We start from the raw sequence: 11,548 nt of genomic DNA on the forward strand, positions 1-11,548 counted from the left end.
GAGGGTCGTGATGCGTGAGCATCAGTGTCTCCGAGTGGAACAGCCACCACCGACAACACCCTCCGTCGAGAGGGGCTGACGTGCTGGCCTGGGCAGACACCGGTGCAGACCGTACAGAGTACCCGCACACCGGCTTCCGGTTGAAATCCGGTGCTCAGGAGACGCAATCTGGACACATCGGATGTGAGTGGCGCCACAACGCGCCACCTTCCGGCCAGGAGGTCTCCATGGCACAGGCAATACGATCCCGTCCCCGTCCCCGGATTTCCCTTCTCGCCACGGACGGCAGGCCTCACCCGCTCCAGCAAACCCTGGTGGTGGTGACGCTCGTCCTCGGAGCACTCGCCTTCGTGACGGCGATGTTCCACAACCTGCATCTGATCAGTTCGTGGGCCGGACTCATCGGGATCCTGGCGGGTGCGTACGGGCAGTACATCTCGGTGACCACACGCGAGCGGTTCCCGCTGATCATCGGCATGGGCGCGTCCGCCATCGGGTTCTTCCTGGGCATGGCCCACGGCGGCCTCTTCGGCGGCCTGGTGGGCTGATCCGCGACAGACACGACCAGATACAGCCGGTAGCACGATGCCCGGCGCGAGGACCCTTTCGGGCCCTGGCGCCGGGCATCGTGCGGGAACGGGTCCATCCGCTCCCCGGAAGGCCCAGGACGTTGCCGGTCCGTTCCGGCCGGGACGGACCGGCAAGGTTCCATAGGGCCAGACGCCGCGCTTCCCGGTCGCAGTAGGCTTCGGCGCGAGAGCCGGAGCCCCTGACCGATGGGGACACACCTGCCGAGGAGCGCCCCGCATGAGCCTGACCCTGAGGACCATCAGCCGAGAGCAGCATCTGGCGTACATCCAGAACCTGCCCGCGGCGAGTCACATGCAGGTCCCGGCATGGGCAGATGTGAAGGCCGAGTGGCGCTCGGAGAGCCTGGGCTGGTTCGACAAGAGCGGACAGCTCGTCGGCGCCGGCCTGGTGCTCTACCGGCAGTTGCCCAAGATCAAGCGCTATCTCGCCTACCTGCCCGAGGGCCCGGTCATCAACTGGTACGCCCCGAATCTGGACGACTGGCTCCAGCCGATGCTGACGCATCTCAAGCAACAGGGCGCCTTCTCCGTGAAGATGGGCCCGCCGGTCATCATCCGTCGCTGGGACGCCACCGCCATCAAGTCGGGCATCCAGGACCCGGACGTGAAGCGGCTGCGTGACGTCGAGGCCACCCACATCGAGCCGCGCGCCTTCGAAGTCGCCGACCGGCTGCGGAAGATGGGCTGGCAGCAGGGCGAGGACGGCGGCGCCGGATTCGGTGACGTACAGCCTCGCTACGTCTTCCAGGTGCCGCTGGCGAACCGGTCGCTCGAAGACGTCCACAAGGGCTTCAACCAGCTGTGGCGACGCAACATCAAGAAGGCCGAGAAGGCCGGCGTCGAGGTCGTACAGGGCGGTTACGCGGAGCTCGACGAGTGGCAGCGGCTGTACGAGATCACCGCCGAGCGGGACCGCTTCCGTCCTCGTCCGCTGGGCTACTTCCAGCGCATGTGGACGGCCCTCAACAATGAGGACCCCAACCGGATGCGGCTGTACTTCGCCCGGCACGAGGGCGAGAACGTCGCGGCCGCGACCATGCTGATCGTCGGCGGGCACGTCTGGTACTCGTACGGAGCGTCCGCCAACCACAAGCGCGAGGTCCGGCCCTCGAACGCGATGCAGTGGCGGATGCTGCGCGACGCGTACGCCATGGGGGCCACCGTCTACGACCTGCGCGGCATCTCCGACTCGCTGGACGAGACCGACCACCTCTTCGGTCTGATCCAGTTCAAGGTCGGCACCGGCGGGCAGGCGGCCGAGTACCTCGGTGAGTGGGACTTCCCGCTCAACAAGCTGCTGCACAAGGCACTCGACATCTACATGTCGCGCCGCTGATACGCGTCGTCCCGCTGACGCAACCGGCTTCATTCGTTTCAATGGGGCTTCGACTCCGCACACCTCCCACACACCGCAGCCACCAGAAGGGTTCCGGACCGGCCATGGCGCTCTCCCTCTACGTCGACACCGCGCGCTGGCGGGCGCACCAGAAATCCGTCCTCGGCCAGTTCCCCGGCCTCGTCCCAGTCTGCAAGGGCAACGGATACGGCTTCGGTCACGAACGCCTCGCCGACGAGGCCATCCGCTTCGGCTCCGACATGCTCGCCGTCGGAACCACCTATGAAGCGGCCCGCATCAAGGACTGGTTCAGCGGCGACCTGCTGGTCCTCACCCCGTTCCGCCGGGGCGAGGAGCCGGTGCCGCTCCCCGACCGGGTCATCCGGTCCGTCTCCTCCGTGGACGGCGTGCACGCCCTGGTGGGCGCGCGGGTCGTCATCGAGTGCATGAGCTCGATGAAGCGCCACGGGGTCAAGGAGGAGGAGCTCGGGCAGCTGCACGCCGCCATCGAGGACGTACGCCTCGAGGGCTTCGCCCTGCACCTGCCGCTGGACCGCACGGACGGCTCGGACGCGGTCGAGGAAGTCATCGGCTGGATGGACCGGCTGCGCGCGGCCCGGCTGCCGCTGCACACCATGTTCGTCAGCCATCTGCGCTCCGAGGAGCTGGGCCGACTCCAGCAGCAGTTCCCGCAGACCCGTTTCCGCGCCCGCATCGGCACCCGGCTGTGGCTCGGCGACCACGAGGCGACGGAGTACCGGGGCGCCGTTCTGGACGTCACGCGTGTCGTCAAGGGCGACCGTTTCGGCTACCGCCAGCAGAAGGCTGCCTCGGACGGCTGGCTGGTGGTCGTGGCGGGCGGTACGTCGCACGGTGTGGGCCTGGAGGCCCCGAAGGCCCTGCATGGTGTGATGCCGCGCGCCAAGGGCGTCGCCCGCGCGGGTCTGGCCACCGTCAACCGCAACCTGTCCCCGTTCGTCTGGGCCGGCAAGCAGCGCTGGTTCGCCGAGCCGCCGCACATGCAGGTGTCGATCCTGTTCGTCCCGTCGGACGCCCAGGAGCCGAAGGTGGGCGACGAGCTGGTGGCCCATCTGCGCCACACGACCACTCAGTTCGACCGCCTCGTCGACCAGTAGCGCCGACCGCCGACGAGCGGCAGGGCGACGGGGCGCTTTCCGGGGATCCGGGGAGCGCCCCGTTCAGTCGGCGACCGGTCCGTGCGCCCTGCCCCATTCCACCTGCGGCCCTTCCACGGCGGCCACGGCGGGGCGCGGCGGACGCGCCGCCCGCCCCAGCACGAACACGTCCTGGGCGCCGTCGAGCACTCCGCCGGACGGATCGTCCGACCCGTCGCGTCGTACGACGTCCCGCTCCGGCATGAGGATGTCCCGTACGACAACGGCGCAGAGGTACAGCGTGCCCAGCAGATGCAGGGCGATCGCCAGCTGATACCCCTCCGTGGGAAGCCCCTGGTGCTTGTCCCCGCTCGTCGTGTAGGCGAGGTACATCCAGATGCCCAGGAAGTACATGACCTCGCACGCCTGCCAGATCAGGAAGTCGCGCCAGCGCGGCCTGGCGAGGGCGGCCAGGGGGATCAGCCACAGCACGTACTGCGGCGAGTAGACCTTGTTGACGAGGATGAACGCGGCGACGACGAGAAAGGCGAGCTGCGCGAAACGCGGCCTGCGCGGCGCCATCAGCGTCAGCGCACCAATGGCCGCGCACAGCAGAAGCGTCACCAGGGTCGAGACGGTGTTGACGGTCGCGACCTCGATGGGCTCCCCGGTGCGCTGGGTGATGATCAGCCAGAAGGAGCCGAAATCGATGCCCCGTTCCTCGCTGAACGTGTAGAACTTCTTCCACCCCTCGGGGGCGTAGATCATCACCGGCAGATTCACCACCAGCCAGGACACGGCCGCACCGAGCGTCGCCACACCGAACTCCCGCCATTTACCGGCCCGCCAGCACAGCACGAGGACGGGGCCCAGCAGGAACACCGGGTAGAGCTTGGCGGCCGTGGCAAGCCCGATGAGGATGCCGAACGCCGCCGTCCGGCCGCGGGACCACATGAGCATCGCCGCAGCCGTCAGCGCGACGGCCAGCAGGTCCCAGTTGATCGTCGCGGTGAGCGCGAAGGCCGGCGCGAGGGCGACCAGCAGCCCGTCCCAGGGGCGGCGCCGGTGCGTACGGGCGACACAGACCGCGATGATCACGGCGCAGATCATCAGCATGCCCGCGTTGACCATCCAGTACATCTGCTCACGGTGCTGAATGGATCCGCCCGGCGTCAGCCAGGACGCGATCTGCATGAACACCCCCGTCAGAACGGGGTACTCCAGGTACTGCATGTCGCCGGGCAGCCGGTCGAAGTACGGCACAAGGCCCTCGGAGAAGCCACGTGCGACATAGAGATGCGGAATATCCGAGTAGCAGGCGTGCGTGTACTGCGAACCGGCACCCCTGAACCACGCCCAGTTGTAGCAGGGCAGCTTCTGCACCATGCCGAGCGCGAACATCCCGAGGGCCACCAGCGCGACGACGCCCACGGGCGTGAGTGCCGTGCTGCCGAGACGTGCCCAGCGTCCCGACCGCCCGCCGATCAGCTCACTGCCGGCCGCGGCGATCTCGTCCTGGTGCGTGGGCCGTACGACAGGCCGTTCCTCGTGCACACTCGTGTCTTCTGCGCTTGGCATGCCGCTCATCCTGCCGTACGGGACTGTGGGAACGACGAGGGCCGCCGCACCGTGTGGTGCGGCGGCCCTCATGACCGGGTCGGGTCGCCGGTCCGTCCGGGCGGACGGGTGTCAGCCGGCCGGACCCCCGATGATCCCGCCGCCGTCTCCGTTGCCGCCACCATGTCCGTTGCCGTTACCGTTACCGTTGCCGCTGCCCGGTGGCGGGGCAGTCGTCGACGGGCTGGTGCCGGGCTCGCCGATGCCGCCGTTGTTCGCACCACCGTTGTTGGTTCCGCCGTTGTTGTTCTGGCACTTCCAGTCCTCCCACGGGTTACAGGTTTCGCTGGGGTCGGGTGTGGGCGGGGACGGGGTCTTCGAGGACGACTCGGACGGCGTGTTGGACGGCGAGGGCGAGTTCTCCGTGGTGGGCGTCGGCTTGGGGCTCTGCGCGCCGCCACCGTAGACCTTCTCACCGATCGGCGACGGCTTCGGGAAGGTCAGGACCGGCTGGCCCTTCAGCGCACCCGCCATGTAGTCGTGCCAGATCTGGGCCGGGAACGAAGCACCGTGGATCGTCTTCTCACCACCCGTGCCGTACATCTTCTCGAACTTGCGGTTCGCGTTCTTCTCGTTGTCGTCGAGCCGGTACATGCTGATGGCCGTCGACAGCTGCGGGGTGTAGCCGACGAACCAGGCCGACTTGTTGTCGTCCGTCGTACCCGTCTTGCCCGCCACGTCGCGGCCGGGCAGCTGAGCGGGAGTACCGGTGCCCTTCTCGACGACGTTCTTCAGGACATCGGTGACGTTGTCGGCGATGTCGGCACCGAAAGCGCTCTTGGCTTCTTCCTTGTGCCGGTAGATGACATTGCCCCCGTACTTCACTTCGGTGACCGAGTAGGGCTCGCGCTGCTGCCCGCTGGCGGCGAAGGTCGCATACGCGCCGGCCATACGGATCGCGCTGGGCGAGGACGTACCGATGGAGAACGACGGCACATTCGAGTCGGCCATGTTGTTGTCGTCCTTGAGCCCCGCGGCCATGGCTATGTCCTTCACCTTGTCGGTGCCGACGTCCATGCCGAGCTGTACGTACGGGGAGTTGGCGGACCACTGCATCGCCTCACGAAGGGTGATGTTGCCCTTCGACTCATGGGCGTCGTTGGCCTGCAGCCACTCCTTGCCGTTCTCATCGGTCCAGATCTGGCCGTTGTACTTCTTGATCTTCAGCATGTCGTCGGCGTTGTAGATGCTCAGCGGCGAGACCCGCTCACGCTGCGACAGATCCTGGTCCGCGGGGAGCGAAGGGTCGCGCTTGCCGTACTCCATCGCCGCCGCCAGCACGAACGGCTTGAAGGTCGACCCGACCTGCGCACCCGTGGGGTTGGCGTTGTTGGTGTAGTGCTTGGTCGCGTCCTGACCGCCGTAGATCGCCACGATGGCGCCGGTCTTGGGATCCACCGACCCGCCGCCGAACTGGACGTGGGTGTCCGTCTCGGGACGTTGCTTCGGCTTGATCTTGTCGTCGTAGACCTTCTGGACCGCGGCGTCGAGCTCCTTGACCTTCTTCTTGTTGAAGGTGGTGTGGATCTCGTAGCCGCCCTGGGCGAGCTTCTCCGCCGTGACGCCCTCTTTGTTGTTGTTGAGGAAGTACGACTTGGCGAGGTCGACCAGATAGCCGGTCTGGCCGCCCAGCTGGGCGTTCTTCCTCGGCGGATCAGGCATCGGGAACTTGGTGTACTCGGCGCGCTTCTCGGGTGAAAGACGCCCGTCCTTCACCTCTTCGTCGAGGATCCACTTCCACCGCTCCTCGGCCCGTGCGGTGTTCTTCGCCTTGGAGGCCTCGGCATCGATCTCGGGAGCGCCCGCCGGGTCGTAGTAGGTAGCGCCTTTGAGCAGCGTGGCCAGGAACGCACACTCGCTCGGGTTCAGATCGGAGGCGTCCTTGTTGTAGTACGTACGGGCCGCCGCCTGGATCCCGGACGCACCTCGCCCGTAGTACGAGATGTTGAGGTAGTCACGGATGATGTCCTTCTTGTCCTTCTCATTCGTGACCTTGAGCGTGATGAAGAGTTCCCGGAACTTCCGGCTCAGGGTCTGGTCCTGGGACAGGAAGGAGTTCTTCACGTACTGCTGGGTGATCGTCGAGCCACCCTGGGTCTGGCCGCCGGTCGCCATGTTTTTCAGCGCACGGGCGATGCCCATGGGGTCGATGCCCCTGTCATGCATGAAGGACTTGTTCTCGGCCGAGATGACCGCGTTCCGCATCGCCTCGGGGATCTGCTCGTAGCCGATGATCTGACGGTTGACCTCACCGCCCGTGGCGACCATCTGCGTGCCGTCGTCCCAGAAATAGACGTTGTTCTGTGCTTTCGCGGTGTCCTTCACCTGGGGCGTTTCAACCATCGCGTACGCGAGGCCGGCCAGACCCATCAGCAGGCCGAGGAAGCCGATGCAGAGCCCGGAGACGAGCTTCCACGACGGCACCCAGCGCCGCGCGCCGTACTTCCCGGCACGCGGGTAGTCGAGGAAGCGCTTCTTGGCGGGACGCTGACCACCACGGCCATGCCCCCGGCCCGGCCCCTCATGTCCGCTGTCGCCACCGCCTCCGCGCCGACGGCCACCGCCGCCACCGCGGCCACCACCTCGCTGGGCGGCCCGTCTGGCCGCCGCACGCCCGCCGTACGGGCTTTCCCCGCCCTGCGAACCGGTAGGTGACTCCGAAGTTACTCCGCGTGACGGAGCGGCGCGGCGTCCTGAGGACTGCTGGGCGGCTCGTCTGGTCGCTGCACGCCCGCCACCTTGCGGTTGCGGCGTTTTGCGACGGTGCTCGCTCATGGAACGACTACTCCTCGGGCAGGCGAGAGCGCCTGGAAGCGGCAGTTGAGATCCGGTCCCCCCGAATGACGGACCAGCCCTGCGACAGGCTCATCCGCAGCGCATCCGGCTAGTCCGCGAAGACTGACGCGCGCGGCCGTCTCACGGTTCCCGGTGGTCTGCATGCCGCACAGACTACGCACGGTCAAAACCCTCCTAGGGCCGAACTTCACCGCAAACAACGCAAGTCGGTGCCTACGAATTCACGATGTGACGCCGTTCACGATGACCCCTCTTGTCGCAGCGTGGGGACCGATCTATCGTCGTGATGTATCGAGTCGATACATCAGCTCGGTACATCAGCTCGGCACAGGGCTCCGCAAGGACACTCGGACAAGGAGGAGACGAGAGTGAGCAGACGCTCCGGCATCCTCGAATTCGCCGTCCTCGGTCTGCTCCGCGAATCCCCGATGCACGGGTACGAGCTGCGCAAACGCCTCAACACTTCGCTGGGCATCTTCCGCGCCTTCAGCTACGGCACCCTCTACCCCTGCCTCAAGACGTTGGTCGCCAGCGGCTGGTTGATCGAGGAACCGGGAACCGCCCCGGCCGCTCTTCCGCCCGCCACCGGCCGTGCGGTCGCCCCCGCCTCCTCACTGACCGGGCGCCGCGCCAAGATCGTCTACCGGCTGACGGCAGAAGGTAAGGAGCACTTCGAGGAACTGCTTTCGCACACCGGCCCCGACTCCTGGGAGGACGAGCACTTCGCAGCGCGTTTCGCCTTCTTCGGGCAGACGGAGCACGAGGTGCGGATGCGGGTGCTGGAAGGCCGGCGCAGCCGGCTGGAGGAGCGCCTGGAGAAGATGCGGGCCTCTCTGGCCCGCACCCGTGAGCGCCTCGACGACTACACACTTGAGCTGCAGCGACACGGCATGGAGTCCGTGGAGCGCGAAGTGCGCTGGCTGAACGAGCTCATCGAGAGCGAGCGGTCGGGACGGGATCAGCGACGATCCTCCCCCGGAAGCGAAGCTCCGCAGAACACAGCAGGAGAGACGGACGGCCTGCCCCGGCACCGGGGTGACACCCTGCCGGATCCGTCCGACGACACCTCAAAGTGAGGTCCCCGCAGATCCGCGGGGCTTCATCGGGAACATCCATTACACACAGGGAGCAACCGGAATGGGTTCGGTTCGCGTAGCCATCGTCGGCGTGGGCAACTGCGCCGCCTCGCTGGTCCAGGGCGTCGAGTACTACAAGGACGCCGATCCGGCCGGCAAGGTGCCCGGTCTGATGCACGTCCAGTTCGGCGACTACCACGTGCGGGACGTCGAGTTCGTCGCCGCCTTCGACGTCGACGCGAAGAAGGTCGGCCTCGACCTCGCGGACGCCATCGGTGCGAGCGAGAACAACACCATCAAGATCGCCGACGTTCCCAGCACCGGCGTGACCGTCCAGCGCGGCCACACCCACGACGGCCTGGGCAAGTACTACCGCCAGACCATCGAGGAGTCGGCCGAGGCCCCGGTCGACGTCGTCCAGGTCCTCAAGGACAGCAAGGTCGACGTCCTCGTCTGCTACCTGCCCGTCGGTTCCGAGGTCGCTGCGAAGTTCTACGCGCAGTGCGCCATCGACGCCAAGGTCGCGTTCGTCAACGCTCTCCCGGTCTTCATCGCCGGCACCAAGGAGTGGGCGGACAAGTTCACCGAGGCCGGTGTCCCGATCGTCGGCGACGACATCAAGTCGCAGGTCGGCGCCACCATCACGCACCGCGTGATGGCGAAGCTCTTCGAGGACCGGGGTGTCATCCTGGACCGCACGATGCAGCTGAACGTCGGCGGCAACATGGACTTCAAGAACATGCTCGAGCGTGAGCGCCTGGAGTCCAAGAAGATCTCCAAGACGCAGGCCGTCACCTCCCAGATCCGTGACCGCGAGCTCGGTGAGGACAACGTCCACATCGGTCCGTCGGACTACGTGGCCTGGCTGGACGACCGCAAGTGGGCGTACGTGCGCCTCGAGGGCCGCGCCTTCGGTGACGTTCCGCTGAACCTGGAGTACAAGCTGGAGGTCTGGGACTCCCCGAACTCCGCCGGTGTCATCATCGACGCCGTCCGCGCCGCGAAGATTGCCAAGGACCGCGGCATCGGCGGCCCGATCCTCTCCGCGTCCTCGTACTTCATGAAGTCCCCGCCGGTCCAGTACTTCGACGACGAGGCCCGCGAGAACGTCGAGAAGTTCATCAAGGGCGACGTCGCCAACTGACACGCCCCGATACGGCGCGCCGACGTGGTCCGGTACGGAGCGGCACCGCTCCTTCCCTTCCGCACCATTGAGTCGGAACGACAGGGAAACGGAGGCGTCCGAGGCGGGCATGCCTCTGGCAGGCGGAGGGCGGTACCACCGGTCCATACGGTGGGTACCGCCCTCCGGGCCGTCCCGGCTCTCGGTGCAAGGCGGACCGCACCCAGATGGCCGACCGGTTGCGGGAACAGGCCACGATCCACACCATCACGGCAGAACCGGGCCGCAGCCCGTCCAAGGTCCGCCGCGAGAGCCGCCGCGACCGGCACCCGGTCAACGGGCGATACTCCCCGTGCCGCCCAGGCTCGTGCGGAAGCCCGTCGGTCCCGGCCCAAGCCGTGAAGAGACATGGTGCGGCCTGATCAGACCGACCACGTGTTGCGACGATGCCTGGAAACCGCCCATCCGCCGGGGACTCTCAACGTATGTGACCCTTGATCACATGCCCGTCGTCGGTGATCTGCGCGTACTGCTGCGCCTTCGGAACTTCCGTCGTCTGCTCGCCGTGCGACTTCTCTCCCAGTGCGCCGACGGCGTCTACCAGGTCGCGCTGGCGGCGCACGTCGTCTTCTCCCCGGAGAAACAGGCGTCGGCGGGGGCCATCGCCTCCGCCATGGCCGTGCTCCTGCTGCCGTACTCGCTCATCGGCCCCTTCGCCGGCGTCCTACTGGACCGCTGGCCACGCCGTCAGGTCTTTCTGTACGGCAATCTGCTGCGCGCCGCACTCGCCTGCTGCACCGCGTTCCTGATCCTGGGGTCCGCACCCGACTGGCTCTTCTATGTCTCGGCGCTGTGCGTCACCGCGGTCAACCGCTTCGTGCTGGCCGGACTCTCGGCCGCGCTGCCGCGTGTCGTCGACAAGGACCGGCTGGTGCTGGCCAACTCGCTCTCACCAACTGCGGGCACACTCGCTGCCACGGCCGGCGGCGGCCTCGCCTTCGTCGTACGGCTGGGGCTCGCCGACTCCGACGCGGCGGTGGTGCTGCTGGGCGCGGCGCTCTACCTCGCTTCGGCGCTGGCCTCCCTGAGCCTTGCCACTGGGCTTCTCGGACCGGATCGGGACGGGCGCCGGATCCGGCTGCGGAAGGCTCTGGCCATCACGGCGCGCGGACTCGCCGACGGACTGCGTCATCTGGCAAAGCGGAAACAGGCCACCCGTGCGCTGGCCGCGATGACCGTGATGCGCTTCTGTTACGGGGCGCTGACCGTGATGGTGCTGATGCTGTGCCGGTACGCCTGGTCCGACAGCGAATCCGAGGGCCTGGCCCTCCTCGGGCTGGCTGTGGGCATATCCGGTGCGGGGTTCTTCGCGGCGGCCGTGCTGACACCGTGGGCAGTGGGACGGCTCGGGCGGTTCCGCTGGATGGCCGTATGCGCGACGGCGGCCGCTGTCCTCGAACCCGCGCTGGGGCTCTGGTTCATTCCTGCGCCGATACTCGCCGCGGCGTTCATCCTCGGACTCGTCACTCAGGGGGCGAAGATCGCGACCGACACGGTGGTGCAGACCTCGGTGGACGACGCCTTCCGCGGCCGGGTCTTCTCCCTCTACGACGTGCTGTTCAATGTCGCGTTCGTGGGCGCTGCCGCGGTCGCCGCCCTGATGCTGCCTCCTGATGGGCAGTCGTTCATGGTGGTGACCGGGGTGGCCATGCTCTATGCGGCCGTCGCCGCACCGCTGTTCCGGTGGAGCCGTGCCGAGCGAGCGCTCTGAAGCGTGTGTACTGCGGTGGGGGGGGGGGTTTTTGGGTTAAAAACACCCCCCAACCCAACCCGGGGGGGGGGGGTGTTTTGGTTTAAAATAAAAACCCCCCCCCCCCCCCCGGGGGGGGAAAGAC

Annotated in this window: 8 protein-coding genes; 6 read left to right on the forward strand and 2 right to left on the reverse strand. The window is 67.2% G+C overall.

Going from position 1 to position 11,548, the window contains the following annotated elements; genetic code table 11:
* The first annotated feature begins 227 nt into the window (after nt 1–227).
* The 3 genes from ACF08M_RS26925 (at nt 228) to ACF08M_RS26935 (ending at nt 3,062) form a co-directional block, all read left to right on the forward strand.
* Entirely contained in the window at nt 228–548 is a 321-nt protein-coding gene (locus ACF08M_RS26925; protein ID WP_392187837.1) for a hypothetical protein, read from the forward strand.
* Between the two features lie 259 nt (nt 549–807).
* The gene (locus ACF08M_RS26930) at nt 808–1,926 is read left to right on the forward strand and encodes a lipid II:glycine glycyltransferase FemX (protein WP_392187838.1); all 1,119 of its coding nucleotides are present in this window, start codon (nt 808–810) and stop codon (nt 1,924–1,926) included.
* 104 nt (nt 1,927–2,030) lie between these two features.
* Nucleotides 2,031–3,062: an alanine racemase gene (locus ACF08M_RS26935; protein WP_392187872.1), complete on the forward strand. Its 1,032-nt coding sequence runs from the start codon at nt 2,031–2,033 to the stop codon at nt 3,060–3,062.
* 63 nt (nt 3,063–3,125) lie between these two features.
* Here ACF08M_RS26935 and ACF08M_RS26940 read toward each other — a convergent pair whose 3' ends face one another.
* Together ACF08M_RS26940 and ACF08M_RS26945 are read right to left on the reverse strand one after the other, a co-directional pair.
* Nucleotides 3,126–4,619, reverse strand: coding sequence for a glycosyltransferase family 87 protein (locus tag ACF08M_RS26940; RefSeq protein ID WP_392187839.1), 1,494 nt, complete (start codon nt 4,617–4,619; stop codon nt 3,126–3,128).
* Between the two features lie 111 nt (nt 4,620–4,730).
* Nucleotides 4,731–7,433 (reverse strand): transglycosylase domain-containing protein, encoded by a 2,703-nt coding sequence (locus tag ACF08M_RS26945; protein WP_392187840.1) that lies wholly within the window; start codon nt 7,431–7,433, stop codon nt 4,731–4,733.
* Between the two features lie 389 nt (nt 7,434–7,822).
* Here ACF08M_RS26945 and ACF08M_RS26950 point away from each other — a divergent pair, with 389 nt between their 5' ends.
* The 3 genes from ACF08M_RS26950 to ACF08M_RS26960 all read left to right on the forward strand — a co-directional run bounded on the left by ACF08M_RS26950 (nt 7,823) and on the right by ACF08M_RS26960 (nt 11,424).
* A complete protein-coding gene (locus ACF08M_RS26950) occupies nt 7,823–8,530 on the forward strand; it encodes a helix-turn-helix transcriptional regulator (protein ID WP_392187841.1) in 708 nt (235 codons plus the stop codon).
* 61 nt (nt 8,531–8,591) lie between these two features.
* The gene (locus ACF08M_RS26955; protein WP_392187842.1) at nt 8,592–9,674 is read left to right on the forward strand and encodes an inositol-3-phosphate synthase; all 1,083 of its coding nucleotides are present in this window, start codon (nt 8,592–8,594) and stop codon (nt 9,672–9,674) included.
* 481 nt (nt 9,675–10,155) lie between these two features.
* The gene (locus ACF08M_RS26960) at nt 10,156–11,424 is read left to right on the forward strand and encodes an MFS transporter (RefSeq protein ID WP_392187843.1); all 1,269 of its coding nucleotides are present in this window, start codon (nt 10,156–10,158) and stop codon (nt 11,422–11,424) included.
* The last annotated feature ends 124 nt before the right edge of the window (nt 11,425–11,548 follow it).

It is taken from the genome of Streptomyces sp. NPDC015032 (assembly GCF_043080425.1).
GTDB lineage: Bacteria > Actinomycetota > Actinomycetes > Streptomycetales > Streptomycetaceae > Streptomyces.

Bases quoted from the DNA above. Each gene is read 5' to 3' on its own strand.
- ACF08M_RS26955 (WP_392187842.1), top strand. From the start codon at position 8,592: ATGGGTTCGGTTCGCGTAGCCATCGTCGGCGTGGGCAACTGCGCCGCC.
- ACF08M_RS26935 (WP_392187872.1), top strand. From the start codon at position 2,031: ATGGCGCTCTCCCTCTACGTCGACACCGCGCGCTGGCGGGCGCACCAG.
- ACF08M_RS26940 (WP_392187839.1), bottom strand. From the start codon at position 4,619: ATGCCAAGCGCAGAAGACACGAGTGTGCACGAGGAACGGCCTGTCGTA.
- ACF08M_RS26945 (WP_392187840.1), bottom strand. From the start codon at position 7,433: ATGAGCGAGCACCGTCGCAAAACGCCGCAACCGCAAGGTGGCGGGCGT.
- ACF08M_RS26960 (WP_392187843.1), top strand. From the start codon at position 10,156: ATGCCCGTCGTCGGTGATCTGCGCGTACTGCTGCGCCTTCGGAACTTC.
- ACF08M_RS26925 (WP_392187837.1), top strand. From the start codon at position 228: ATGGCACAGGCAATACGATCCCGTCCCCGTCCCCGGATTTCCCTTCTC.
- ACF08M_RS26930 (WP_392187838.1), top strand. From the start codon at position 808: ATGAGCCTGACCCTGAGGACCATCAGCCGAGAGCAGCATCTGGCGTAC.